We start from the raw sequence: 25,905 nt of genomic DNA, 5'->3' as shown, positions 1-25,905 counted from the left end.
CCCGCTGTTCCAATCCGGTGTGCCGAACCGGGTGGCGGCGCCGTTCGCATCCGCACGCCCCGCCGTCCGCCCGCCCGTCGCGTCCATGATCAGTGATGTTGCACTTGCACAACACCCGCCGGATACGACTGGACAAGTAAGCATTCGGTCAAGAACGATGGACGGCACAGTGCCGCGGGCAGCTCATCGGGGGGACGGACCGCTTTCTGTAGAACTCTCCTCCGTACGGTGCCGCGCGTCGTCCCCGCACTTGATCCACGGAGGAACCACCGCCATGAGTTACGGCGACCCGAACAACCCCTACGGCGCCCCGCAGCAGCCCGGATACGGCCAGCCCCAGCAGCCGGGCCAGGCCCCCGGCTACGGCTACCCGCAGGCCCCGCCGCTGGGCCAGCAGCCCTACGGCGGCGGCGCCCCCCTGACCATGCCGGGCAACGTGAGCGCCGCCCGCGTGATGCTCTGGGTGATCGTCGGTCTCCAGGTGATCGGCGTGGCCATCTACATATTCGCCGCCGTGGCCATCGACCGCCTCAAGAAGAACGACGACGTGCCGCAACTCGCCGACTACCCGACCGGCGTGCTGTGGGGCTTCGTGGTCCTCGCACTGGTCTGGCTCGTTCTCGCGGCGGTCCTGGCATCGAAGTTCACCACAGGCGGCAACGGTCTGCGCGTCGCCACCCTGGTCTTCGGCATCGTCACCGCGGTTCTGGCTCTCTACCCCTTCCCGATCATCGGCCTCGTGCATCTCGTCCTGGGCATCCTGATCGCCTGCTTCGTCGGCGGCTCCAAGGGCAAGGCGTGGTTCAACCGCCCGCGTTACTGAGATCCGGCCGCCGTACCGAGCGGTTCCCGCGATTCACCCCCAGGGCCGTGTCTCACCCTCACGAGGGCGGGCACGGCCCTGGTGCGTCGCCCTAGTCTGGGATCCGTAGCCGTCAGGCACGGGGAGACGCACCTTGTACAGCATCATCGTGGTACCTCCGCCGACCACGGAGGACGAGCGGACCGGCGGCCAGTTGCGGCTGGCGCCCGGCGACCATCTGGCCTTCGGGCGCTCCGCCCCGGACAACGACCTGGTGATCGGGCACGACGGGGTCTCCCGCCGGGCCGGACGGATCACCGCGCACGGCGCCTTCTGGATACTGAGCAACCTCTCGGCCCGGCAGACCTACGTCGTGGAGAACCCGGAGGGCGCGGGCGAGCACATCAAGGTGGGGCCGGGCCGCCTGGACGCGCCGGTGCCCTTCGAGTTCTCCCGGATCGTGCTTCCCGCCGCCGGTGACCTGCTGCCCATCGAGGTGTGGGCGCCGCGCCACGACTATCTGCACGGTACGGGCGGCCCGGACGGCGAACCCACCGTGCCCGCCTTCTCCGTGGACCGCGCCAAGCGCTACTTCGCGGTGCTCGCCGCCCTGTGCGAGCCGCGCCTGCGCGGCGACCCGCACGCGCCGCTGCCCACCGTCGACCAGGTCGTGGAGCGGCTGCGCCCGCTCTGGCCGGCCGCCTCGCGCACCTCGGTGCAGTGGAACATCGACTACCTGGCCGTGAAGCTGCGCCTCAAACCCGGCCCGGACACCGCCGAGTCCGGCCCGCGGCTCAACGGCAAGAAGGAGTCGCTGGTCTCGCTCGCCCTCCGCTTCGACCTGGTGCGCGAGGACGACCTGGTGGTGCTCGCCGGGCCGGGCCGCACGGTGCTCCAGGCCGCCCCGGGCCCGGTGGAGCGGTGACCGAGCCGTACGCCGTGCCGGTGCCGCGCGGCTACCGGGTGGGCGTCTGGGAGGTGCGGCGGCCCCTGGCGACGGGCGCCTTCGGCAGCGTCTACGAGGCCCGGCGGACCGGTGGCGGCCACGGCCCGCTGCCGCAGAGCGCCGCCCTGAAGTTCCTGCCGACCGGCACCGGCACCCCGCGCCGCCTCACTCATCTGCGTGAACTCGTGGACCGCGAGGTGGCGTTGCACCGCCGACTGCGCCGGCCCCGGCTGATCCGGATGTACGAGACGCTGACCGTGGACGATCCCGCATGTCCCGCCCTGGACGGCGCCACCGTCCTCGTCCTGGAGAAGGCGGAGGGCTCGCTCGCCGCGCTGCTCGCCTCGTGTCCCCGGCCCGCCGACGGCCCCGCGCTGCTCGCGCAGATCTGCGAGGGCCTGGCGCAGTTGCACCGGGCCGGCTGGGTGCACGGTGACCTGAAACCGGCCAACGTGCTGCTGATGCGGGACGGTTCGGCGCGGCTGGCCGATTTCAACATGGCCGCCGAGCTGGAGGGCACCCACGCCTACTCCCCCGGCTTCTCCACCTCCGACTACACCCCGCCCGAACTGCTGTGGTCCGAGATCGGGGAGCGCGGGCGGCGGATCCGCCCGTCCGCCGACGTCTGGGCGTTCGGCGTCCTCGCCCATCTGACCCTCACCGGCGCGTTCCCGCTGCCCGGCGGTATCCCCACCGCCCGCCGGGACGCGGCCGTCGCCTACGCGCGCGGCACGGCGGGCCTGTGTCTGTCCCCCGGACTCCCGGACGCCTGGCGGGCGCTGCTGCCGCTCTGCCTGACCCGGACGCACGCCGACCGGATCGGCACCGAGGCGCTGCTGCGCCGCGTCACCGCCGCGGCCGGCACCGCACGCCCGCCGCGCGTGCTGCGGCTGCCCGCGCGCGCCGCCGGGCACCGGCACCGCACCCGCCTGCTCACCGGCGGTCTGCTCGCCACGGCCGCCGTCGCCGCCCTCGGCTACGGCATCGGCACCCTGGCGCACGAGCCGCCGCCCGCCGAGACCTCCGCCGCGCTGCCCGGCACCTCGGCCGCCCCCGCCACCTACGGCGCCCCCGAACTCCGTACCGACCAGGGCGTACCGCCCTCCTACCGGCCCCTCATCGTCGACGCGGCGCACGCCTGCCCCAGCGCGGACGTCACCCCCGCGCTGGTCGCCGCCATGCTGAAGGCGGAGAGCGACTTCGACCCCAATCTGTCCGATCCCGCCAAGGACGAGTACGGCATCGCCCGCTGGACGCCGCGCGTGCTGCGCTGGTGGATCCGCCCGGACGGGCAGCCGGCGGCGACGGTCCCCCGGCCGCCGTTCCCGGCCCGGGTCTCCATCCCGGCGATGGGCCGCTACCTGTGCTTCATCGCCCCGAACCTGGCCCCTGGCCTGCCCGGCGACCGGCGCGTCCTGATCGCCGCCGCCTACCGGACCTCGTTCCGCAAGGTGAACGACGCGGGCGGAGTTCCCCCGAAGTACCGCGACTACTGCGCCCGCGTCGCCCACTACCTCAAGGAGTACACGCCTCCGGGCCGCAGGTGACCCTGAGAACTCCGAGGTACCGCCCGCGGCCGGAGGCGTCCTCAGCGGTGGGCGCGCCGGGACCGGCGGCTCATCCTCGTGTTCTGGAACGCCACGCACTCCCAGAGTCCCTCGCGGCGGTGCAGCGTGAAGGTCTGGAACTTGTCGAAGCCGATCCGGCCGCGCTTGCCGATGCCGCCGACGGTGGTCACCACCGCCGTGGACTCGTCCGGCATCCGCACGTCGACCGGCCTGACCGCCATGCGCGTGCCCTTCTGCCACCGGGCGAACACCTCGCGGTGTGTCCGCTCGATGGCGGCACGCCCGAACAGGGCGTCCCCCATGAAGATCACATACGAGGCGTCCTCCGCGAACTGCGCCGCGTAGCCGCTCGCGTCCCCCGCGTCCCAGGCGTCCCGGATCCGGCCGAGGAACTCCTCGACCGTGTCGTCGCTCGTGACCGTCATCGCCGTCTCCCTGTGGTCGGGTGCCGCGCGGCAGCGCCGCGCCTCGATTCGTTCTCACTGAAACTATTCCTACTGAAACGAACTTGGCAAGCCCCGCCACCGACAGGAACAGGACAGCCACCGGAGGACCGGAAGTCCGCTCACCACACCCGGGCGGGCCGTCCCCCGGGCTCGGCGGCGACATTGGCGTGGACGATACCGAGCAGCCGGCGCAGTTCGGCCTTGTCCCCGGCCGTCAGCCCCGCAGTCAGCCGCCGCTCCGAGGCGCCCGCGAGCCGGATCAGCCGCTCCAGTTCGGCGCGGCCCTCCGCCCGCAGGCGGACCAGTTTCACCCGGGCGTCGGCCGGCGACTCGCGCCGCTCCACCAACTCCCTGTCGATCAGCAGCGCGAGCAGCCCCACCAGACGGCTGGCCGGGATGCCCAGCGAGGAGGCGAGCTGCTGCTGGCTGTGCTCCTCACCGTCACGCAACCCGCGCAGCACGGCGAAGTGCCGCGGATGCAGGCCCTCCACGGCCAGGGCGGACTCGAACGCGAGAGCCGCCGCGTTGCCCACCGAGGCGATCACGAAGCCGAGCGGCTCGTCCGCCCCGGCACTGCGCGTGGCAGGTCCTTTCCTCATCCGGGCAACGTAGCAGCCGGTCGTTCCCACCGGAACGGACCGCCCCCGGACCCTGAGACATCCGAGGTACCCATGGTGACGCCTGACTGACACGGTGTGACCACTCCGCTTCGGCGGTACGACCACCTTCGTCACATGGGGGAACCTGTGAACGTGAAGAAGCCCGCCGCGCTGCTCGTCGCGGCCACCGCCCTGCTCGCCGGAACCTCGGCCGCGGCCTCCGCGTCCGACCCGGCCGGCACCCGGGTGACCAGCCTCCAGCAGCGGGCCGAGCAGGTCCTGGCGGGGCATCCCGAGCCCCTCCACGTCACCGCCGACGCGGTGAGGTACGACGGCCTCACCGTCACCGACGCACCCAGGAACAGGGCCGCCCTGAAGAAGGACCTGGACTGCGCCTACGGCCATCTCTGCATGCTCGTCAACGGCCAGAAGTTCGACTTCTACAAGTGCCAGACCTGGAACCTGAACAACTGGACCGGCAACGGTCCCTTCACCAACAACCAGACACCGGGCACGGTGGCGAAGTTCTTCAACAAGGACGGCAGCGTCCGCTGGACGTCCACCGCCTACCAGGCCGGTACGGCCACGTGGGACCCGATCTGGTCCCTGCGCCCCTGCTGATCCGGGCCGCCTGACGGCGATGGCCTCCGGCCCCTCCTGGGGGAGGGCCGGAGGCCATCGCCATGCGGTCAGTCCTTGAGCGCGGAGAGGAAGGGGGCCCAGGCGCTCCGCTGGAAGAGGAGGACGGGGCCGGCGGGGTTCTTGGAGTCGCGGACGGGGACGAGGGCGGGGAAAGTGCCGGCTACTTCGACGCAGTCGGCGCCGTCCTCGCTGCTGTAGCTGCTCTTGCGCCAAGTCGTCCGACTCAGGTCAATCGCCTTGCTCTGCTTCATGTCTGTAGGTCCTTGCTGCTTCTTCGATCAGGGCAATGGACGCGTCCGGCGGAAGGGCGGTGGCCCTGAGCAGATCGTACCGCCGTCGGTACTCCGTCACTCTCGGCGGATAATCAATAATCCGCCCATCGAAATCGCTCTCCGACCACACCAGCGGAGGGGCATCGGCAAAGGTCATGATCTTTGCCATGCCATGTTTCAAGGGGTGCCAGAGCGTTGTTCCCGGAATGATCTGCAGAATGCTCTTCGTAGCCCGCATCAGATCGACAACGTGCTCCAACTGCGCAGCCATCACCGCTGGCGGAAGTGGGGCACCTCGGACAACCTCCTCCGTCACGATCCCCCAGTACGTGGGCCGGTCCGCCCGACGCCACAGCTCCGCGCGGGCCATCCGGCCGCGAACTCTCTCCTCGACCTTCTCCGGGGGCGTCAACGGGCCCATGTACCGTGCGAGTCCCCGGAAGTACTCCTCCGTCTGAAGCAGACCAGGGAAGATGTCGGGATGCCATTCCTCCAGTGACGTCGCCTGCTTCTCCAGCTCCGGTACTTCGAGGAAGTACATCGGATGCCCGGTGTTCCTCGCCTTGGCGACGTCTTCACACCGCCGCTCGAAAAAGCCGTCCGTGCCCAGCCTTTGATCCGCGTGCCGCGCGAGATCCAGCGGCATCCGCCGCTCACCCCGCTCGATCTGGCTCAGGAACGAGATCCCCCGGAAGCTGCCCTCGGCCAACTGCTCCAGCGTGAGGCCCGCCGCCTCGCGCTTGAAGCGCAACTCCGCGCCGTAGAAGGAGGGGACGCTCGTCGAGGCGTCGGGATCCTTGCGAGCGGGCATCGCTCATCACCACCGTTTACCAGTCACCGTGCGCAACCCGAACCCCTGGCACGGTACGCCGCGTTACGCCACTGTGTGAGCCATTCGTCACGCATCGCACACAGAAAGGTGTACGCCCGTGCCGCACCCCCACATCAGGGAAGCCGAGGCCCACTTGGCGGAACTGCGCGCCGCGCTCCTGGCGCACGGCATCACGCTGCCCTCGCTGGGACTCGAACTCCCCTCGCTGGCCGCGTCGTACAGCGCCCCGCTCGTCGCGCTCGGGAACTGCAATCAGGCCACCGCCCAGGCACTGACGGCCGCGCTGCGGAAGGGAGCGGCGGGGTGAGGACGTCACCGCCACCGCTGGCACTGGACCTGGCGGCGTACCCAACGGCCGTGGCGGAGGTGCGCCGGGCGGTGCGCGAGCACCTGGGCGTGCCGTGCGGCGATGTGCAGCTCTGCGTCAGCGAGTTGCTGACGAACGTGATCCTGCACGTCGGGGAGGGCGCCCCCGTGTCCGTACGGGTGCGGTGCCCGGACGGGGAGGACGGCCCGGTCCGCGTCGAGGTGGGCGACCGGGAGCCGCACGCGTGGCTGGTGGTGCGCCACGCGGACGAGGAGGAGGAGTCCGGGCGCGGACTCCTCCTCCTCGACGCGGTGGCGCTGCGCTGGGGCGTCACCCAGAACGGCCACGGCAAGACCGTCTGGTGGGATGTGCCCCTGGGCCCGGGGAACGGGTGAGGGTCAGTGGAAGAAGTGGCGCGTGCCGGTGAAGTACATCGTCACGCCCGCCTTCTTCGCGGCCTCCACGACCTGCTCGTCGCGGATCGAGCCGCCCGGCTGCACGATCGCCTTCACCCCGGCCGCGATCAGGATCTCGGGGCCGTCCGGGAAGGGGAAGAACGCGTCCGAGGCGGCGTAGGAACCGCGCGCCCGCTCCTCGCCGGCCCGCTCGACGGCGAGCTTGCAGGAGTCGACGCGGTTGACCTGGCCCATGCCGACGCCGACCGAGGCGTTGTCCTTGGCGAGCAGGATCGCGTTGGACTTGACGGCCCGGCAGGCCCGCCAGGCGAAGGCGAGCTGGGCCAGCTCGTCGGCGGACAGCGCCTCGCCGCTGGCGAGCGTCCAGTTGGCCGGGTCGTCGCCGTCGGCCTGGAGCCGGTCGGTGACCTGGAGCAGCGCACCGCCGTCGATGGGCTTGACCTCGGCCGGGTGGGAGGGCGCGCCTTGCGCCTTCAGCACCCGGATGTTCTTCTTCCTGGCGAGGGCCTCCAGCGCGCCGTCCTCGTAGTCCGGGGCGACGATGACCTCGGTGAAGATGTCCGCGACCTGCTCGGCCAGCTCCTTGCTGACCGGGCGGTTCACGGCGATCACACCGCCGTAGGCGGAGACCGGGTCGCAGGCGTGCGCCTTGCGGTGCGCCTCGGCGACGTCCGCGCCGGTCGCGATGCCGCACGGGTTGGCGTGCTTGATGATCGCCACGCACGGCTCGTCGTGGTCGTACGCGGCACGGCGGGCGGCGTCCGTGTCCGTGTAGTTGTTGTACGACATCTCCTTGCCGTGCAGCTGCTCGGCCTCGGCGAGACCGGCGCCGGTGCCGTCGGTGTAGAGCGCGGCGGGCTGGTGCGGGTTCTCGCCGTAGCGCAGGGTGTTCTTGCGCTCCAGCGTGGCGCCGAGGAACTCGGGGAAGGCCGAGTCGTCGGCGGGCGCGTAGGACGCGGCGAACCAGCCGGCCACCGCGATGTCGTAGGACGCGGTGTGCTGGAACGCCTCGGCGGCCAGCCGCTTGCGGGCGGCCAGGTCGAAGCCGCCGTCGCGGACCGCGGCCAGCACGTCGGCGTACCGCTCGGGGCTGGTGACGACCGCGACCGACGGGTGGTTCTTGGCGGCGGCGCGCACCATGGAGGGGCCGCCGATGTCGATCTGCTCGACGCACTCGTCGGGCGACGCGCCGGAGGCGACCGTCTCACGGAACGGGTAGAGGTTGACGACGACGAGACCGAAGGGCTCCACGCCCAGCTCGTCGAGCTGGCGCCGGTGGTCGTCGAGGCGCAGGTCGGCGAGGATGCCCGCGTGCACCTTGGGGTGCAGGGTCTTGACCCGGCCGTCCAGGCACTCGGGGAAGCCGGTCAGCTCCTCGACCTTGGTGACAGGGACCCCGGCGGCGGCGATCCTCGCGGCGGTGGAGCCGGTGGAGACCAGCTCGACCCCGGCCTCGTGCAGCCCGCGGGCCAGCTCCTCCAGACCGGTCTTGTCGTAGACGCTGACGAGCGCGCGCCGGATGGGCCGCTTGTTGCTCTCGGCGGTCACAGGATTACTACCTTTCGTCCCTCGATGCGATAGCCGTGGCGGGCGAGCCGGCTCACGACCTCGACGAGCAGCCTTCGCTCGACTTCCTTGATGCGCTCGTGCAGCGCACTCTCGTCGTCCTCGTCCCGGATCTCGACCACGCCCTGGGCGATGACCGGACCGGTGTCGACGCCGTCGTCGACGAAGTGGACGGTGCAACCGGTGACCTTGGCGCCGTACGCGAGCGCGTCACGGACGCCGTGGGCTCCCGGGAAACTGGGCAGCAGGGCCGGGTGCGTGTTCACGAACCGCCCGCCGAAGCGCGCGAGGAACTCCTTGCCCACGATCTTCATGAACCCGGCGGAGACGACGAGATCGGGCTCGTGGGCGGCGACCGCCCCGGCGAGCGCCGCGTCCCACTCGTCGCGGGTGGCGTGGTCCTTGACCCGGCACACGAAGACCGGCAGCCCGGCGCGCTCGGCGCGCGCCAGCCCCTCGATGCCGTCGCGGTCGGCGCCCACGGCGACGATCTCGGCGCCGTACGACTCGGCTCCGGCCTCCGCGATCGCGTCGAGGAGCGCCTGGAGGTTGGTGCCGGATCCGGAGACCAGCACGACGAGGCGCTTGGCCACGGGCTTGGCGGCCACGGTGGGGCCCTTTCTCGGGGAGCTGTTCTTGTACGGTCGTACGAATGCTTCGGGTCCCCGGATACGGGGAACCCTACGAAGCAGCCGACCGCCAGCAACGATACCGGCACTCCTGACGGCCCCCGTGGGACGGGGGCGCGGCCGGGCGGTAGCGTCTGCACCGGCCTGGTACGGGAACGCGCCGGGGACACCCGGGGAACGCAGTGTGCGCTCCGGGCGTTCAAGGGGTGAGGGACGTGCCGGACACCGGTCCGACCAGTTGTGACTCACCAAGGGGAAGACGCTCACTTGATGCCCGACCGCAGCCTGCGACTCCGCATCCTCCCAACGCTGTCGGCGCGGGGAGGGGAGCGCGGCACCGTGCTGCTGCGGGAGCGCCCCTCCACACCGCCGGACGCGCCCTCGGGCGGCGACGGCGGCGGCCGGGGCGGCACCGCCCCCGGCACCCCCGGCACCCCCGGCACCCCCGAGGACAATCCCTTCGCTCCGCCCGTCGAGGGCACACCCGACCAGCCGTGGCGTCCCCGGCACCCGGGCGGCCAGGGCTCCGGCGAGGGCCACGGTCAGGGACAGGGCCAGGGGCAGGGCCAAGGGGACGGTCAGGGGCAGGGGCCCGGTGGCGGGCCTTCGCCCTGGGGCAGCCAGTGGAGCGACCGGCAGCCCGGCCGCTCCCCCGGCGGCTTCGGCGAGCGGCCCCAGCGTCCCGGCGGACCCGAGCAGCCGGGCGGCGGACCGGGCGGACCGGGCGGTTCCGGCCGGGGCTCCGGCATGCGCTGGGACCCCACGGACCCCGCCCAGCGCCGCGCCCGCTTCTCCCTGCTCGCCGGTATGTGGGCCGTCTTCTTCGTCCTGTTCGGCTGGTCGCCCGTCGCCCTGCTGCTCGGTGCGCTCGCCCTGTACTGGGGCATCAGCGCACTGCGGTCCGAGCCGCGCCGGGCCGGTGCCGGGGCGGGGACCGGTCAGGCGGGGGGCGGCGCGGGGCGGCCGCAGGTTCCGGGACAGTTCCCGGGGCAGGCGCCGGGACAGCTGCCTGGGCAGGTACCGGGGCAGGTCCCGCCGCAGGGGCAGCTGCCTCCGGCTGTGCCCCAGGCGGGTCCCGGGGCAGGCGCGGGGACCGGTACCGGGGCCGGTGCGGGGGGCAACCGCCCGCAGCTCACGGCGGCGATCAGCGGCCTGGTCACGGCGTCCCTCGCCCTCGCCCTGGTCCTCGCCGGTTTCGCCGCGCAGTTCGTCTACCGCGACTACTACTCGTGCGTGAACGACTCGCTCACGCACCAGGCCCAGCAGTCCTGCGACCGGCATCTGCCGCAGGAGCTGCGGGGCATGCTCGGCACGGACGACTGAGGCCGCGGGCCGCCCGGCCCTTCAGGTAGACGGGGGCGGCGGGGCGGCCGACGTCGGCGGTGCGCTGGGCGCGGGTCCGGCGTCGTCCGGGTCCGGCGGCTCCGGTCGGCCGCTGTCGTCGGTAGTGGTGATGCCGGTGGTACCCGTGGTTCCGGTGGTACCCGTGGTTCCGGTGGTGCCGCTGCCGGTGTTCTCCGGGCTGCCGGTCTCGGTGGCCGCGGGTGCCGTGGGCTCCCAGGTGACCTCCCCGGCAGCCGACGGGTCCAGCGGCAGCACGTCGTACGGTTCGAGGGCGGCCTCGTAGCGCGCGGGCAGCAGCCGCCCGCCGGTGTCCGCGCCCCGCGCCCCGCTCACGACGGCCCTGCCGCCCCCGGTGTTCCCGTCCTTGCCGCCGTCGCGCGGCCTCCCGCCCTCGCGGGGCCTGCCGATGCGCTGCCCGGCCGTCTCCGCCACCACCTGGACCCGTACACCGTGGCAGCGCCAGGCCCGGACGAGCACCGCCGTGGGCACCGCCGCCACCGAGGTCCACAGCAGCGCGGCCCCCGCGACCTGCCAGCCCACGGGGCCGAACGCGTCCAGGGTGCCGTTGCCCAGCGGGCCGCCCGCCAGTTCGGCGAGCACTCCGAGTCCGGTCGCGCACAGCAGGCACGCCAGGGCCGCCCCGCCCGCCGCCCGGCGCCACGGCCAGGCCCGCACCCCGGTCAGGGCGCCCGTGGCGTCCGGCACCTCCCGCACCGCCGCGCCCGCCACGAACCAGCCGATGACCAGCCCGGCCGCCACCGGCACCGCGGCCGTCAGCAGATGCAGCGGCGTACCCGGGCCCGCGTCCGGCACCGCCGCCAGCAGCGGGAAGGGCGGCAGCAGCGGCGCCGGGTCGGAGGCGAACGGACCGACGGTGTGCCCGACGCCGAGCGCGAAACCGGGCCCGAGCGTGTACGCCGCCGCCCACAGCACCGCGTTCGGCAGCAGCGCCAGACAGAGCAGCAGGATCGCGAACCGCCCCGACCAGCCCTCCGTCAATCGCAGGAAGGCGCCCTGCGCGGCCCCGCCGTGCCCCACCAGCGACACCCCGAGCACCAGCGCGCCGCCGCCGACGAACACCACGGCCCCGGCACCGGCCGCCCGGGAGGCGGCGCCCAGGCGCGCGCGGGGCCCGGGAGCGAGCAGCAGACGCCGCACGCCGGGTGAGAGCCGGCGCAGCGCCTGCTCCAGCGGCGCGCGCGGGCAGCCGTACGCCGCCCAGACGCCGCTGCCCGCCGCCGCCGCGACGGTGCACGGCACCCACAGCAGCGTCGAGAACCATGCCGGGTGCAGCGACCCGCCCGCCGCGTAGACCACCGCGCCGACCGCGACCGCCAGATAGCCGCCGACCACACCCGCCCAGGCGGTGCGCGGGGGCACGAGCGGCCCGCCGTCGCCGCTGTCGGTCGCGTCCCGCGCCGCCCGGTGCAACAGCACCAGCGGCGCCACGGCCAGCAGCAGCGGGATCAGCCCGATGGGCGCGGGCGCACCGGTGAGGGTGTCGGCGCGGACCAGTCCGGCGCCGTGCGCCAGCAGCCACAGCGCGGCCGCCGTGTGCAGCGCGCCGCCCGGCCCGCTGTCGGGGTACGGCGAGCTGATCCACAGCACGATGCCGAGCACGGCGAACGAGCCGAGACCGAGCCCCGCCGCGACCACCCCGCCCAGGAAACCGGCGCCGAGTCCGGGTGAGCGGTCCCGTACCCGGGCACGCAGGCGTGGCAGCGGCGGACGTCCATGGGTCGTCTGGATCACGCCCGCCATGCTCCCAACGTCACACGCATTCCCGGCGCAACAGGCGAACCTCCGCTGTGTCGCTCAATATACGTTTATGTGCCTATTCACACGGAGGGACGCACTGTGACGAACAGTCATACGAAGCCGCTGCCCCCGCCCCCGCCCCCGGACGCCCGACACGGCGGTCCCGACGCCGCTCTGACGCGCACTCAGGGAGCTGCGAGAACGGGCGCGGGCACGGGCGCGGGCGCGGGGAAGCCCCTGACGCCCGCTCAGGCCTTCGACGCGCTCTACGCCTTCTGCGCTCCCGCCCTCGTCCGCCAGTCCTACCTGCTCACCGGCCGCCGGGACCGCGCCCGCGAGGCCGTGGAGCGCGCCTTCCAACTGGCCTGGCAGCGCTGGCCCGAAGTGGCCCACGACCGCGACCCGGCGGGCTGGATGCGCGCGCTGGCGTACGACTGCGCCCTCTCCCCCTGGTACCGCTTCCTGCCCCGCAACCGGATCCCCGACCCGCCCCCCGAGCCCGCCGACCGCGCCCTCCAGCACGCGCTGCTGCGCCTCCCGCCGTCCTACCGGCGCACGCTCGTCCTCTACGACGGTGTCGGCCTCGATCTGCCGGAGACCGCGGCGGAGACCGAGGCGAGCACCCCGGCGACGGCCAACCGGCTGATGCACGCCCGCGAGGCCGTCGCCGCCTGCCTGCCCGAACTGGCCGACCCGGCGGAACTCCACCGCCGTCTGGTACGGCTCGGCTCCGCCTGGCACCTCGCCGCGACCGGCCCCGTCATGGGGCCCGGTGTGGCGGTGGCCGCGGGCGCGGGGGTCGCGGTGGGGAGCGTGGTGGGCGCGGGCGCCGCGGTGCGCGCCGGGGTCCCGGGCGGCGGGGTCCCGGGCGGCGGGGTCCCGGGCGGCGGGGTCCCGGGCGGCGGGGTCCCGGCGGGGCCTGGGGCGGCTCCGGGCGGTGGGTCCGGAATCTGGGCGGGGACCGGGGCGGGGACCGGGACCGAGGTGCCTGCCGGGCCGGCGGCTCCGGTGGCGGTGCGCACCGCCGGGGAGCGCAGCACCCGCTTCTGGACGCGGTCCGCCATCGCGTTCACCGTCACCATCATCGGCGCCACGGCGCTCACCCTGCACACCGCGCCCACCCGCTACTTCGCGCCGGTCTCCCCCGGTCACGCGGTCCAGGGCCTCCCGGCGCCGGGCGCGCTCGGCCCGCTGTCGCAGCAGGAGCAGCGACTGCGGGCCGCGCTGAAGAAGCAGGCCGACGCCGGACCGGAGCGGCTGGCGCCCGAGGCCCGGTGACCCGGCCGCCCACGCGGCTTCGGCCCCGGATACGGCGGTGGGCCCGCACCCGGCATGTCGCCGGGCGCGGGCCCACCGGTGCTCCGCTCGCGCGGAGGCGCTTTCTCCGGCGCTTTGTCAGGCGCTGAGGATGGCGCGGGCCAGCTTGGCCGTCTCGGTCGGGGTCTTGCCGACCTTGACGCCCGCGGCCTCCAGGGCCTCCTTCTTCGCCTGGGCGGTGCCGGACGAACCGGAGACGATGGCGCCGGCGTGGCCCATGGTCTTGCCCTCGGGCGCGGTGAAGCCCGCGACGTAGCCGACGACCGGCTTGGTCACGTTGGCCTTGATGAAGTCGGCCGCGCGCTCCTCGGCGTCGCCGCCGATCTCACCGATCATGACGATCAGGTCGGTGTCGGGGTCGGCCTCGAACGCGGCGAGCGCGTCGATGTGCGTGGTGCCGATGATCGGGTCACCGCCGATGCCGACGGCCGTCGAGAAGCCGATGTCCCGCAGCTCGTACATCATCTGGTACGTCAGCGTGCCGGACTTCGAGACCAGGCCGATGCGGCCCGGCTTGGTGATGTCGCCCGGGATGATGCCGACGTTCGACTGGCCCGGGGTGATGATGCCGGGGCAGTTCGGGCCGATGATGCGGGTCTTGTTGCCCTTCTTGCCGGCGTACGCCCAGAAGGCCGCCGAGTCGTGCACGGCGATGCCCTCGGTGATCACGACGGCCAGCGGGATCTCGGCGTCGATGGCCTCGACGACCGCGTCCTTGGTGAACTTCTCCGGCACGAAGATGACGGAGACGTCGGCGCCGGTCTTCTCGATGGCCTCGGCGACGGTGCCGAACACCGGTACCTCGGTGCCGTCGAAGTCCACGGTCTGACCCGCCTTGCGCGGGTTCACGCCGCCCACGACGTTGGTGCCGTCGCCCAGCATGAGCTTGGTGTGCTTCATGCCCGTGGAGCCGGTCATGCCCTGGACGATGACCTTGCTGTCCTTGTTGAGCCAGATAGCCATGGTGTGTTGGTGTCCTCGTCCTGAGTGCTTACTTGGCGGCGTGGGCCAGCTCGGCTGCCTTGTCGGCCGCGCCGTCCATGGTGTCGACGCGCTGCACCAGCGGGTGGTTCGCGTCGGTGAGGATCTTCCGGCCCAGCTCGGCGTTGTTGCCGTCGAGGCGGACGACCAGCGGCTTGGTGACCTGCTCGCCGCGGTCCTCCAGGAGCTTCAGCGCCTGGACGATGCCGTTGGCGACCTCGTCACAGGCGGTGATGCCGCCGAAGACGTTGACGAAGACGGACTTGACGTCCGGGTCGCCCAGGATGATCTCCAGGCCGTTCGCCATGACCTGGGCGGAGGCGCCACCGCCGATGTCCAGGAAGTTGGCGGGCTTGACGTTGCCGTGCTGCTCACCGGCGTACGCGACGACGTCCAGGGTGCTCATGACGAGACCCGCGCCGTTGCCGATGATGCCGACCTCGCCGTCGAGCTTGACGTAGTTGAGGTTCTTCTCCTTGGCGGCGGCCTCGAGCGGGTTGGCCGCGGCCTTGTCGTGGAGCTCCTCGAAGTCGGGGTGACGGAACTCGGCGTTGTCGTCCAGCGACACCTTGCCGTCGAGGGCGATGACCTCACCGGAGGCGACCTTGGCCAGCGGGTTGACCTCGACCAGGAGGGCGTCCTCCTTGATGAAGGTGTCCCACAGCGTGACCAGGACGTTCGCGACCTTGTCCGCGACCTCGGCCGGGAACTTCGCGGCCTCGACGATCTCGCGGGCCTTCTCCGGGGTCACGCCCTCGATGGCGTCGATCGGGGTCTTGGCGACGGCCTCGGGGCGGGTGGCCGCGACCTCCTCGATCTCCATGCCGCCCTCGACGGAGGCGATGGAGAGGAAGGTGCGGTTCGCGCGGTCGAGGAGGAAGGAGACGTAGTACTCCTCGACGATCTCGGGGGCCGTCTCGGCGATCATCACCTTGTGGACCGTGTGGCCCTTGATGTCCATGCCGAGGATGTCCGTCGCGCGCGCGACGGCCTCGTCCGGGGTGGCGGCGAGCTTCACACCACCGGCCTTGCCGCGACCACCGACCTTCACCTGCGCCTTGACGACGGACTTGCCGCCCAGACGCTCGGTGATCTCGCGCGCCGCCTCAGGCGTGTCGATGACTTCACCGGCCAGCACCGGTACATCGTGCTTGGCGAAGAGGTCCCTCGCCTGGTACTCGAACAGGTCCACGCGCTTCCGTCCCTATCAGTGATCTCGCGGTTCGTTGGATGCGTGGGCGTGCCGCGAAGGGCAACGTGACGTCCGCTTGTCACAAGGGGGGCGCACACGGTGTCCGAGCGCGCGGCATGTCCATCTCGCAGGTTATCGCCGCTTGCCGGGGCGCCATAAATCCAGGGTCACACGTGAGCGGTGATACCTGTCACATGATGCCGTTCCACCTGGCACCGCGTGCCGCGCGACGGCCGGTCCCGCGAGGTCTCACCGGGCTGGGGTTGACCCGGTGAGACCCCTGGAAGAGCCCCGAGGGGGCTCGGGCCGGCTGGTCCCCACCCCAATGGGGACCAGCCGGTCCTCCCGCAGGTTCCGAGGAGACGACCGGAGAAACCGACGGCTTTCGGCCATCCGGGTCCGCTGGGCCCGCGGAGGTGTCCGTGCGAGGGGCACCGATACTCGCACGCGCCTCCCGTCGCCGCGCAAGCCCCTGTTACTGATGAGTAGGACGGGTCTCTCCCTTGTCCGGCCTTGTCCGTTTTCATCCGGCCCCGCCTTCCGCTCAGGGCGCTTCACGCCGTCGCGGGGACGGGCAGCGGGCGCTTCTCGATCGCCGCGGCCATCACCTCCGGGAACAGGTCGGGCGTGCAGGCGAAGGCCGGTGAGCCGAGCGCCGCCAGCGCCGCCGCGTGCTCCCTGTCATACGCGGGCGCCCCCTCGTCGGAGAGCGCGAGCAGCGTCACGAACTGCACCCCCGACGCCTGCATCGCCGCGACCCGCTTCAGCATCTCGTCGCGTATGCCTCCCTCGTACAGGTCGCTGATCAGCACCACGACCGTCTCGGCGGGCCGGGTGATCTGCGACTGGCAGTACGCCAGCGCCCGGTTGATGTCCGTGCCGCCGCCGAGCTGGGTGCCGAAGAGCACGTCGACCGGGTCGTCGAGCTGGTCGGTGAGGTCCACGACCGCCGTGTCGAACACGACGAGCCGGGTGCTGATCGACCGCATCGACGCCAGCACCGCCCCGAACACCGAGGCGTAGACCACCGAGGCCGCCATCGACCCGGACTGGTCGATGCAGAGGACGACCTCCTTCTTCACCGACTGGGACGCCCGCCCGTAGCCGATCAGCCGCTCCGGCACGATCGTGCGGTACTCGGGCAGATAGTGCTTGAGGTTGGCCGCGATGGTGCGGTTCCAGTCGATGTCGTGGTGGCGGGGCCTGCTGATGCGGGCGCTGCGGTCCAGGGCGCCGCTGAGCGTGGCCCGGGTGCGCGTGGCGAGCCGCTTCTCCAGGTCCTCCACCACCTTGCGCACCACGGCCCGCGCCGTCTCCTTCGTCGTCTCGGGCATCGCCTTGTTGAGAGACAGCAGCGTGCCGACGAGGTGCACGTCCGCCTCCACCGCCTCCAGCATCTCCGGCTCCAGCAGCAGCGCGGACAGGCCGAGCCGGTCGATGGCGTCCCGCTGCATGACCTGGACGACGGAGGAGGGGAAGTACGTCCGGATGTCCCCGAGCCAGCGCGCCACCGAGGGCGCCGAGGCGCCCAGACCCGCCGAACGGTCCCGCGCGCCCTGGCCCTGCGGCCTGTCCCCCTTGCCGTAGAGCGCGGCCAGGGCCGCGTCCATCGCCGCGTCCCGCCCGGTCAGCGCGCGGCCGGTGCCGTCCGCCGCGTCCCCGCCGAGCACCAGCCGCCACCGCCGCAGCCGCTCCTGCCCCAGATCCCCCGCACCTCGGGCCGCGCCCGTCACTCCGGCCGCCCCCGTCACATCCGCCGCGCCCGCCACTCCGGCCGCCCCGGTCAGGTCCCCCGCGTCCGCCACTCCGGTCGCGTCCGTCATGCTCCCCATATCCCTCACGTCCCCCGTGGCCCTACCGTCCCCCATGCCTCCGCCGTCCTCGCCGTCTCCGCCGTCCCCCATGACCCCGCCGTCCTCGCCGTCTCCGCCGTCCCCCATGACCCTCACGCCTGCCGCGTCCCGGCCGGTCGTCTCTGTCGCCCCGGTCGCCTCGCTCCCCTCCGCCGGTGTCATCGCGCCGCCCCCGCGTACGCGTCACCGGTCTTCTCCGCGGCTCCCGGGCCGGAACCCGCCGCCGCCCCCGCCACGGCTCCGCTCTCGTCCAGGCCGAGCAGCAGCCGCACCACCGGCAGCACCGCTCCGGCCCGGTCGGGGTCGAGGTCCGCGGCGAAGCCGGGCGTCCCCGCCGCGGTGCTCCCGGCCGGGCCGCCCCCGCCGTGGGCCGGGCCGCGCCGCACCAGTTCCCCGAGGGTTCTGCGCACCCCGGACTCGTACGCCGAGAAGGTGCGCCGCAGCAGCGGCAGCACGTCCGTGAAGGCGTCCGCCGGGACTCCGGTCAGCCAGGCGTCCACCAGCCCGAGCAGCCGCTCGTCGTGCACGAGCAGCATCCCGCCCCCGCCGCCGACGAAGCCCTCGATCCACGCGGCGGCGTCCGGCGGCGGTGTGCCCGGCGAGAGGGCGAGCCCCATGAACAGGGCGGCCCGGTCCTGGGCGATCTCCCCCTCGTCGAGCAGCAGCCGCACCGCCCGGCCCCGCACGACGCCGGGCACGGTGTCCCGGCCGGCCAGGGTCCTGAGCACGCCGTGCCAGCGGGCGCGCAGATCGCCGTGGCGGGCGTCGAGGGTGTCCCCGAGCAGGCCCACCGCCGTGTGCACGGCGTCCACATGACGGCGCATCTCCTGCGCCGCGTCCGTGTCCAGGCCGACGCAGGCCGGGGGCAGCCCGACGAAGACGCGCTCGGCCAGTCCCGCGGCGACCCCGGCCAGGGCCTCGGTGTCCGTGCCGCGCACATCGCCGTAGCGCAGCGAGCGGACCAGGGCGGGCAGGGCCTGCGCGAGGTGCCCGACGTCCGCGTCGAGCGCCGCGCGGTCCGCGAGCACCCGCATCACCACGGGCAGCGCGTCCGGCAGTTCGGCGAGCAGGCAGCGCTCGGCGAGGGCGGTCACCTCGGCGAGGACGTCCGTGCCCACGGCGTCCGCCTCCGCCTTGGCGGTGGCGGCGGAGAGCACCGTGGTCCCCCACACCCCGGCTTCCGCCACCCGCACCGACAGCTCCGGCTCCCAGCGCAGCCGCCAGGTCTCGCGGAAGGTTCCGGTGCTGCCCCGGGAGACGGCGGGTTCGCCCCAGTCGACGCCCAGCAGCCGCAGCCGGTGCAGCAGTCGGCTGCGGCCGGCGTCGGTCTCCTTGCGCAGGTCGAGTTCGAGTTCGCGCTCCAGCGCCTCCGGCTTGAGCCGCAGCCGGCGCTGAAGGCGGGTCAGGTCCCGCTGCAACGGCACCGCGGGCGCCGCTTCCGGCACCTCGCCCAGGACGTCCCCGACGACGAGCCGGTCGCGCACCAGGGCCAGCGGGACGTCCGATCCCTCGCACATCACCGCCCGCACCGCGTCGGTGGTCTCGCTCAGCCCCGGCAGCGGACGGCCCCGCATCGCCGCGAGCGTCCCGGCCAGCCGTACCGCCTCGATGACATGCGCGGAGGAGACGATCCGGTCCTCCTCGCGCAGCAGCCCGGCCACCTTCGTCAGCCACCGCTCGACCGGCCGGTCCGGCACCCCGAACAGGTGCGCGTACCAGCCCGGCGCGTCGATGCCCGCGCCGTACCCGCTGAACCGGGACAGCCTGCGGTGCGTCCACGGCACCCATGTCATGTCCGTCTTGATCTTGGGCAGTCCCTTGAGCAGCGCCCGGTCGGCGGTGACGGTGGCCCGCTGCCGCAGCGCGGGCACGTGCCAGGCCCCGCACACCACGGCCACGCCGTCCCCGAACTCCCGCTGCGCCGCCCGCACCTGGAGCCGCATGTGCGCCTCGCGCACGAGGTCACGGTCCCGGCTCCCGTACGTCTCGCGCAGCGCGCCCATGGCCTCCTCCAGCACCAGGAACGGGGCGAACGCGTCCTCGCTCCCCGGGCCCCGGTGCTCGACGACGTCCTCCCACCAGCGCTCGGGGTCGTCGTATCCGGCCGTCGCGGCGAGCACGGCGAGCGGATCGACCCGCACGTCGGCGCCGGGGGCCGGGACGGAGCCGGGACCGGTGGTGGTCTCACTGCCCGGTTCGGCGGGGTCGGCTGGGTGGTTGAGTTCGGCGGGTTCGGCGGGTTCGGCGGCGCCCGTGTCGGCGTCGTCCGTGGGGCCGGTCTCCGCCTCTTCCTCTTCCGCCTGCCACGCCAGGGTGTGGGTGGCAGGGAGGTCGATGAAGCGGGCGGGCACCCCGTGCTCCAGCGCCCAGCGCAGGGCGACCCACTCCGGGGAGAACTCGGCCAGCGGCCAGAAGGCGGAGCGGCCGGGCTCGTCCACCGCGTGGGCGAGGAGGGCGACCGGCGGCCGCATGTCCTCGTCGGCGGCGAGCGCGATCAGCGCGTCCGCCTCCGGCGCGCCCTCGATCAGCACCACCGGGGGCCGGGCGGCGTCCAGCGCCGCCCGCACCGCCCGCGCGGAACCGGGCCCGTGGTGCCGCACCCCGAGCAGCAGCGGCCCCACCCCCGCCCCGCGGCTCTCCTTCTCTCCCCTGCGGCCGTTCTCCGTCTCGTCCCTGCGGCCGTTCTCCGTCTCGACGTTCTGCCCGTCGCTCCGCTCAGCGCCTGTCACGCCGTCCCCCCTGTGCGCGTCGTCCCCGTCCGCCCGTCCAGCTCGGCTCCTCGTCGGCGCCGGCCCGCACGGCGCCGTCCCCCGTGCCGTGCCCCATGACTCCCGTCCCGGTCACGCGCTCACCTCCCGGCAGGCCCGGTAGAAGTCCTTCCAGCCGTCGCGCTCGCGGACGACGGTCTCCAGGTACTCCTGCCAGATGACGCGGTCGGCCGCCGGGTCGCGGACGACGGCGCCGAGGATGCCCGCGGCGACGTCCCCGGCCCGCAGCACACCGTCGCCGAAGTGCGCGGCCAGCGCGAGCCCGTTGGTGACGACGGAGATCGCCTCGGCCGTGGACAGCGTGCCGCTGGGCGACTTCAGCTTCGTACGCCCGTCCGTGGTGACGCCGTCGCGCAATTCGCGGAAGACAGTGACGACCCGGCGGATCTCGTCCACGCCGTCCGGGACGGACGGCAGGTCGAGGGAGCGGCCGATCTGGTCGACGCGGCGCGAGACGATGTCCACCTCGGCGTCGGGGGTCTCCGGCAGCGGCAGCACCACGGTGTTGAACCGCCGGCGCAGCGCGCTGGACAGGTCGTTGACCCCGCGGTCGCGGTCGTTGGCCGTGGCGATCAGGTTGAAGCCGCGGACCGCCTGCACCTCCTGGCCCAGCTCCGGTATCGGCAGGGTCTTCTCCGACAGGATCGTGATCAGCGTGTCCTGCACGTCGGCGGGGATGCGGGTCAGCTCCTCGACGCGGGCGGTCATGCCCTGCGCCATGGCCCGCATGACCGGGCTGGGCACCAGGGCGTCGCGGCTGGGGCCGTGCGCGAGCAGCCGCGCGTAGTTCCAGCCGTAGCGGATGGCCTCCTCCGGGGTGCCCGCCGTGCCCTGCACCAGCAGCGTGGAGTCGCCGCTGACCGCGGCGGCGAGGTGCTCGGAGACCCAGGTCTTGGCGGTGCCGGGCACACCGAGCAGGAGCAGGGCGCGGTCGGTCGCGAGCGTGGTGACGGCGACCTCGACGATCCGCCGCGGGCCGACGTACTTCGGCGTGATCACCGTGCCGTCCGGCAGGGTCCCGCCGAGGAGATAGGTCGCCACGGCCCACGGGGACAGCTTCCAGCGGGCCGGGCGCGGACGGTCGTCCTGCGCAGCCAGCGCGGCCAGTTCGGCGGCGAAGGCGTCCTCGGCGTGCGGGCGCAGCGACTGCGTGCTCTGTTCCTCGCCCGTGTTCGCGGGCGCGGAGTGCTCGTGGCTCGGTTCGACGGACGTCGGTTCAACGGTCACAGACATGGCTGAGGCCCCCTCCAGCTCGGCCGGTTCGGATCTGCCACCAACCGTGCACCACCCCACTGACAATGCGTTCCGACCTGCGGAAACGCCCTCGCGAGGCCGATTGTCAGTGGGGGGATCTACCTTCGGTGGCATGACTCAGCAGGGGGCGCGCTGGACCGCGGACCAGGTGCTGGCACTGGCACCTGACCCCGCGTCACGCAAAGCGGGAAGCAAACTCGGCACGGCGGGACCGTGGTCCGAGACGGGGAGTGCGGACGAAGGGACGGTGTGGGGGCTGTGCAAGGGCAGCGGCAGCAAGCCGTATCAGACGGTCGTGGACCTCGCCGACGCGGCGGGTCCCGCGTACAAGTGCAGTTGTCCGAGCCGTAAGTTCCCGTGCAAGCACGCGCTCGGGCTGCTGCTGGTGTGGGCGGGCGGCGAGAGCGCGCTCGCGACCGTGCCCGAGGAGCGGGCGCCCGAGTGGGCCGCGCAGTGGCTGGCGGGCAGACGCAAGCGGACCGCGGACAAGGCGGAGCAGCGGGCGGGGCAGGAGGCCCGGAGCGCCGCCGATCCGGAGGCGGCGCGGCGGCGGGCGGAGCGCCGGGCCGAGCGGATCAGCGCCGGGGCGGCGGAGCTGGAGCAGCGGCTGTCCGATCTGCTGCGCGGCGGCCTGGCCGCGGCCGAGCAGGCGGGGTACGGGCTGTGGGAGGAGACCGCGGCCCGCATGGTCGACGCGCAGGCGCCGGGGCTCGCGGCCCGGGTGCGGGAGCTGGGCGCGATCCCGTCGTCCGGACCGGGCTGGCCGGCGCGGCTGCTGGAGGAGTGCGCGCTGCTGCATCTGCTGGACCAGGGCTGGCTGCGCCACGAGCGGCTGCCCACCGAGCTGGCGGCGACGGTCCGGTCCCGGGTGGGCCTGCCCGCTTCGGCGGACGGCCCGCCGGCGCGCGACAGCTGGCTCGTCCTCGCCCAGTACGACACGGCGGACGCGAAGCTGACCACCCGCCGCATCTGGCTGCACGGCGCCGCGACCGGGCGGACGGCGCTGCTGCTGTCCTACGGCGCGGCCGGCCGGGCGCCGGAGATGTCACTGCCGGTCGGCCTGGCGCTGGACGCGGAGGTCGCCGCGTACCCGGGCGACGGGCGGCAGCGCGTGGCCCTGGGCGAGCGGTTCGCCGCCCCGGCGCCCACCCGAATACGCCCGCCCGGGGTGACGACGGCCGAGGCCGCGGCGCGCTATGGCGAGGCGCTGCGGCACGACCCCTGGCTGGAGTCGGTCCCGGTGACGCTGCGGGACGTGGTGCCGGTACCGGCCGGGGACTCCTGGCAGCTGGCCGACGCCGGGACGGACCGGGCGCTGCCCGTGACCGCGGCGGCCGGCGGGCGCCCGGGACTGTGGCGGCTGGTGGCCCTGTCGGGCGGTGCGCCGGTCACGGTGTTCGGCGAGTGCGGGCACCGCGGGTTCACCCCGTTGACGGTCTGGCCGCAGGGCGACGGCGAAGCGGTGACGCTGTGCTGACGACCCGTACACCGTCTGCGACATCCGCCCCGGTCGGAGGGGTCCCGGTGTCCGGCATCGGAGTGACGTCGGGGCCGGCCGCGGGGCGTGCGGAGCACAGCGGGAAGTCTCACCCGAAAGGCGCACCCCGGCACCCGAAAGGCGCGCCCCTGCCCCAGCAGCCCCGGCAGCATCTCACGAGCCCGCCCTTCCTCCTCAGACGCACGCATTTCTCCCGGCACACGCATTTCTTCCGTACCAGGGGAAACCCGGACCGGGTGACCCTCCGAGCACCCTCAGGCACCCGGCAACGGAAAGGACGCTCATGATCAGGACCTCCGCCCCGGTGGAAGCGCCCGCAGCGGGCGCCTGGGAGGAGTCGGTCACCACCGCCCTGCTCGGCACCGACCGGCGCAGGCCCCCGGCCGGCACACCCGGCCGGGACGCTCCGACGGCCCTGCTGGACGCGGCGGCCGAACAGACCGTGGCCCGGCGCGCGGGACTGCTCCCGGCGCCCGCCGCCGAGCGGATCCCGCAGGCCCCCGCCGACCCGCGCCCGGCCCTGCCGCCCGCCGCCGCCGACCGGCTCGCCATGCTGCTGGCCGACCGTCCCGGCGCGGGCGGCGGCGGACGCAGGGGCACCGCGCCGGACCTCATGGAGCTGCTGCCCCAGTGGCTCGCGGCGGCCAACGCGCACGGGTACGCGGCGCCCGCGCCGACGCTCCCGGCGCTGCTGGACGCGGCCCGGGGGCGTACGGATCTGCGACCCGCCGCGCTGGCCTTCGCCGGTCCGCGCGGGCTGTGGCTGGCCCGGCTGAACCCGGAGTGGCGATTCGCGCTGCGGGCGGCCTCCGGCGGCGGTGCCGCGCTGCCCGGCCCCGAGGACGCCGACGAGGTCCGCCGCCTGTGGGAGGAGGGCCTGTTCGCCGAACGGGTCGCGCTCCTCACGGCGGTACGGCGGCAGCAACCGGACGCGGCCCGCGACCTGCTCGCCACCACGTGGGCCACCGAGCGGGCCGAGGACCGGCTGATGTTCCTGGACTCGCTGCGCACCGGACTCGGCCCCGCCGACGAGCCGTTCCTGGAACAGGCCCTCGGCGACCGGAGCCGCAACGTCCGGTCGACCGCCGCGGAGCTGCTGTCGGCGCTGCCCGGGTCGGCGCTGGCCGCGCGGATGGCGGACCGGGCCGCCGCCTGCGTCGCCGTCGACCGCACGGGCGGCGCCCCGGCGATCGCCGTTGAGGCCCCTCACGAGTGCGACGCGAGCATGGAGCGCGACGGTGTCGTCCCCAGGGCTCCGTCGGGGAGGGGTGAGCGGTCGTGGTGGCTGGGCCAGCTGCTGGAGGCGGCCCCGCTCGGCACGTGGTCCACGCGCCTGGGCGGCCGCACGCCGCAGGAGATCGTGGCGCTGCCGGTGGCGGACGACTGGCAGGGCGAGCTGCACGCGGCCTGGTGCCGGGCCGCCGTACGGCAGCGGGACGCCGTGTGGGCGCGGGCGCTCCTCGGGGAGCCCGCGGCACCCGAGGCCGGCGGGCCCGGCGCGGTGTCCTTGGCCGAGCGCGCCAAGCTGCTCGGCACGCTGGGCACCGCCGAACGGGCCGACTGGGTCGCCGGGTTCATCGCGGCGCACGGTCTGTCCGAGGCGTTTCAGCTGCTCGGGATGTGTGCGGTGCCGTGGGCCGGACCGCTCGGACGGGCGGTGGTCGACGCGCTCGACATCGCGCGGGACGCAGGGAGCTACCCATGGAGTTTCAGTGGTGTGATGGGACTGGCCGAGCGCTGCCTGGACCCGGTGGAGGCGGCCCGGCTCGACGGACTGCTGGCGGTGCCGGACGAGACGGAGGACACCTCGCCCGGCGCCGGGGGGTACTGGGCGGAGGCGTTCCAGCGGCTGGTCACCACCTTGCACCTGCGCCGGACGATGGCCGAGGAACTGGCGCCCGTCCCCGGCTGAGCACCGCCCCGCCCCCGTACGGCACCCCGCTCGGGACGCCGGGCGCGCAGGGACGGCGCGGGAGCCGGTGGCCCGGCGGCGGGCCGGGGCCGTGCGTTCAGGTCGGACCGGTCCGGGGCGCGGCGCCAGGGCCCGAAGGCCCGGCCCGCTCCCGGCGGGAGGCCCTGTCCGAATGGGAAGCCGGGTCCGGGCGGGAGTCCTCGTCCGGACGGGAAACGCCGTCCGGACGGGACGCCCTACGCCTGGGCGGGCTGGCGGACGTTGGCGCGGACCCAGTCGACGATCGACTGGGTGGTGGCGCCCGGGGTGAAGATCTCCGCGACACCCTTCTCCTTCAGCGGCGCGATGTCCGCCTCGGGGATGATGCCGCCGCCGAAGACGACGATGTCCTCGGCCTCACGCTCGCGCAGCAGGTCGATCACGGCGGCGAACAGCGTGTTGTGCGCGCCGGAGAGGATGGACAGGCCGATCGCGTCGGCGTCCTCCTGGATCGCCGTGCCGACGATCTGCTCCGGGGTCTGGTGGAGACCCGTGTAGATGACCTCCATGCCGGCGTCGCGCAGCGCCCGCGCGATCACCTTCGCACCGCGATCGTGGCCGTCGAGCCCCGGCTTGGCCACCACCACGCGGATCGGACCGGCTGCCACACCCATCACTGCCTCCATGAAGCGACTTCCTACGCCCACCACGGGACGGACGCCCCGCACCACGTCGTCCGGGGAAGTGAACGAACGTTATCTCCAGCATCCCGCACCCGGCAGTTTCACGGCACGGAGCGAGGGGGAAATCACACGCAGGGACAGCCGCTCGGCCACGTCGGGCAGGAGCGGATACACGAGCGACGGCACGGAGCGGAACTCGCCGCGGACGGGGCACCCGCGGACCGCCTCCCCGCATACCGCGCACCGTTCCCCGCCGCCCCGGTCCGGAACCCGCGGCGGGACCACGGGCGGGACCACCGGCAGGATCCGTGCCGGAGCGGGCACCGGGACAAGCGGCGGAG

Annotated in this window: 23 protein-coding genes; 10 read left to right on the top strand and 13 right to left on the bottom strand. The window is 73.8% G+C overall.

Going from position 1 to position 25,905, the window contains the following annotated elements; genetic code table 11:
- Window positions 1-274 precede the first annotated feature (274 nt).
- From A8713_RS19305 to A8713_RS19295, 3 genes are all read left to right on the top strand, one after another.
- A complete protein-coding gene (locus A8713_RS19305) occupies window positions 275-823 on the top strand; it encodes a hypothetical protein (protein ID WP_064534785.1) in 549 nt (182 codons plus the stop codon).
- Window positions 824-956: 133 nt separating this feature from the next.
- Window positions 957-1,727: an FHA domain-containing protein gene (locus A8713_RS19300; protein ID WP_064534783.1), complete on the top strand. Its 771-nt coding sequence runs from the start codon at window positions 957-959 to the stop codon at window positions 1,725-1,727.
- Complete coding sequence (locus A8713_RS19295) at window positions 1,724-3,295, top strand: serine/threonine protein kinase (RefSeq protein WP_064534781.1); 1,572 nt, start codon at window positions 1,724-1,726, stop codon at window positions 3,293-3,295. Before A8713_RS19300 ends, A8713_RS19295 begins: the two co-directional genes overlap by 4 nt.
- Window positions 3,296-3,336: 41 nt before the next feature.
- On the opposite strand, the gene A8713_RS19290 is transcribed toward A8713_RS19295, so the two are convergent.
- Complete coding sequence (locus A8713_RS19290; protein WP_064534779.1) at window positions 3,337-3,741, bottom strand: SgcJ/EcaC family oxidoreductase; 405 nt, start codon at window positions 3,739-3,741, stop codon at window positions 3,337-3,339.
- Window positions 3,742-3,881: 140 nt separating this feature from the next.
- Window positions 3,882-4,361: a MarR family winged helix-turn-helix transcriptional regulator gene (locus A8713_RS19285; RefSeq protein WP_079159042.1), complete on the bottom strand. Its 480-nt coding sequence runs from the start codon at window positions 4,359-4,361 to the stop codon at window positions 3,882-3,884.
- 147 nt (window positions 4,362-4,508) lie between these two features.
- Between A8713_RS19285 and A8713_RS19280 the strand changes: the two genes are divergently transcribed.
- A complete protein-coding gene (locus tag A8713_RS19280) occupies window positions 4,509-4,982 on the top strand; it encodes a hypothetical protein (RefSeq protein WP_064534775.1) in 474 nt (157 codons plus the stop codon).
- A 68-nt stretch (window positions 4,983-5,050) separates the two neighbouring features.
- On the opposite strand, the gene A8713_RS19275 is transcribed toward A8713_RS19280, so the two are convergent.
- On the bottom strand, window positions 5,051-5,254 hold the full coding sequence (locus tag A8713_RS19275; RefSeq protein ID WP_064534774.1) for a DUF397 domain-containing protein: 204 nt from the start codon (window positions 5,252-5,254) through the stop codon (window positions 5,051-5,053).
- Entirely contained in the window at window positions 5,232-6,086 is an 855-nt protein-coding gene (locus A8713_RS19270; RefSeq protein WP_107440669.1) for a helix-turn-helix domain-containing protein, read from the bottom strand. Before A8713_RS19270 ends, A8713_RS19275 begins: the two co-directional genes overlap by 23 nt.
- Window positions 6,087-6,204: 118 nt before the next feature.
- On the opposite strand from A8713_RS19270, the gene A8713_RS19265 reads away from it, so the two are divergent.
- Window positions 6,205-6,414 (top strand): hypothetical protein, encoded by a 210-nt coding sequence (locus tag A8713_RS19265; protein WP_064534771.1) that lies wholly within the window; start codon window positions 6,205-6,207, stop codon window positions 6,412-6,414.
- A complete protein-coding gene (locus A8713_RS19260; protein ID WP_064534769.1) occupies window positions 6,411-6,809 on the top strand; it encodes an ATP-binding protein in 399 nt (132 codons plus the stop codon). Before A8713_RS19265 ends, A8713_RS19260 begins: the two co-directional genes overlap by 4 nt.
- A gap of 3 nt (window positions 6,810-6,812) precedes the next feature.
- Here A8713_RS19260 and purH read toward each other — a convergent pair whose 3' ends face one another.
- Window positions 6,813-8,378, bottom strand: a complete 1,566-nt coding sequence (purH, locus tag A8713_RS19255) for a bifunctional phosphoribosylaminoimidazolecarboxamide formyltransferase/IMP cyclohydrolase (RefSeq protein ID WP_064534767.1) — start codon at window positions 8,376-8,378, stop codon at window positions 6,813-6,815.
- Window positions 8,375-9,004: a phosphoribosylglycinamide formyltransferase gene (gene purN, locus A8713_RS19250; protein ID WP_064534765.1), complete on the bottom strand. Its 630-nt coding sequence runs from the start codon at window positions 9,002-9,004 to the stop codon at window positions 8,375-8,377. The genes purH and purN overlap by 4 nt, the downstream gene beginning before the upstream one ends.
- Before the next feature lie 291 nt (window positions 9,005-9,295).
- On the opposite strand from purN, the gene A8713_RS19245 reads away from it, so the two are divergent.
- On the top strand, window positions 9,296-10,348 hold the full coding sequence (locus A8713_RS19245; RefSeq protein ID WP_064534763.1) for a hypothetical protein: 1,053 nt from the start codon (window positions 9,296-9,298) through the stop codon (window positions 10,346-10,348).
- Window positions 10,349-10,369: 21 nt separating this feature from the next.
- On the opposite strand, the gene A8713_RS19240 is transcribed toward A8713_RS19245, so the two are convergent.
- A complete protein-coding gene (locus A8713_RS19240; RefSeq protein WP_064534761.1) occupies window positions 10,370-12,130 on the bottom strand; it encodes a cell division protein PerM in 1,761 nt (586 codons plus the stop codon).
- Window positions 12,131-12,226: 96 nt separating this feature from the next.
- On the opposite strand from A8713_RS19240, the gene A8713_RS19235 reads away from it, so the two are divergent.
- Window positions 12,227-13,405 carry an RNA polymerase sigma factor gene (locus A8713_RS19235; protein ID WP_064534758.1) on the top strand — a complete coding sequence of 393 codons (1,179 nt, stop codon included), beginning with the start codon at window positions 12,227-12,229 and terminating at the stop codon, window positions 13,403-13,405.
- A 117-nt stretch (window positions 13,406-13,522) separates the two neighbouring features.
- Here the strand turns inward: A8713_RS19235 and sucD are convergent, their stop codons facing one another.
- The 5 genes from sucD to A8713_RS19210 all read right to left on the bottom strand — a co-directional run bounded on the left by sucD (window position 13,523) and on the right by A8713_RS19210 (window position 21,471).
- Window positions 13,523-14,407 carry a succinate--CoA ligase subunit alpha gene (sucD, locus tag A8713_RS19230; RefSeq protein WP_018564906.1) on the bottom strand — a complete coding sequence of 295 codons (885 nt, stop codon included), beginning with the start codon at window positions 14,405-14,407 and terminating at the stop codon, window positions 13,523-13,525.
- A 28-nt stretch (window positions 14,408-14,435) separates the two neighbouring features.
- Window positions 14,436-15,617: an ADP-forming succinate--CoA ligase subunit beta gene (gene sucC / locus A8713_RS19225; protein WP_064534756.1), complete on the bottom strand. Its 1,182-nt coding sequence runs from the start codon at window positions 15,615-15,617 to the stop codon at window positions 14,436-14,438.
- Between the two features lie 554 nt (window positions 15,618-16,171).
- The gene (locus A8713_RS19220; protein WP_237305410.1) at window positions 16,172-17,440 is read right to left on the bottom strand and encodes a vWA domain-containing protein; all 1,269 of its coding nucleotides are present in this window, start codon (window positions 17,438-17,440) and stop codon (window positions 16,172-16,174) included.
- Window positions 17,441-17,628: 188 nt separating this feature from the next.
- Entirely contained in the window at window positions 17,629-20,082 is a 2,454-nt protein-coding gene (locus A8713_RS19215) for a DUF5682 family protein (RefSeq protein WP_064537586.1), read from the bottom strand.
- Window positions 20,083-20,310: 228 nt separating this feature from the next.
- Window positions 20,311-21,471: an ATP-binding protein gene (locus tag A8713_RS19210; RefSeq protein WP_064534754.1), complete on the bottom strand. Its 1,161-nt coding sequence runs from the start codon at window positions 21,469-21,471 to the stop codon at window positions 20,311-20,313.
- A 133-nt stretch (window positions 21,472-21,604) separates the two neighbouring features.
- Here A8713_RS19210 and A8713_RS19205 point away from each other — a divergent pair, with 133 nt between their 5' ends.
- Window positions 21,605-22,969, top strand: coding sequence for an SWIM zinc finger family protein (locus A8713_RS19205; protein WP_064534752.1), 1,365 nt, complete (start codon window positions 21,605-21,607; stop codon window positions 22,967-22,969).
- A 304-nt stretch (window positions 22,970-23,273) separates the two neighbouring features.
- Window positions 23,274-24,902, top strand: coding sequence for a DUF5691 domain-containing protein (locus A8713_RS19200; protein WP_064534751.1), 1,629 nt, complete (start codon window positions 23,274-23,276; stop codon window positions 24,900-24,902).
- A 236-nt stretch (window positions 24,903-25,138) separates the two neighbouring features.
- On the opposite strand, the gene A8713_RS19195 is transcribed toward A8713_RS19200, so the two are convergent.
- Window positions 25,139-25,555, bottom strand: a complete 417-nt coding sequence (locus A8713_RS19195; protein WP_064534749.1) for a cobalamin B12-binding domain-containing protein — start codon at window positions 25,553-25,555, stop codon at window positions 25,139-25,141.
- Window positions 25,556-25,905 lie beyond the last annotated feature (350 nt).

Source organism: Streptomyces sp. SAT1, assembly GCF_001654495.1.
Taxonomy (GTDB): domain Bacteria; phylum Actinomycetota; class Actinomycetes; order Streptomycetales; family Streptomycetaceae; genus Streptomyces; species Streptomyces andamanensis.
This window is presented reverse-complemented; position numbering and strand designations above follow the sequence as displayed.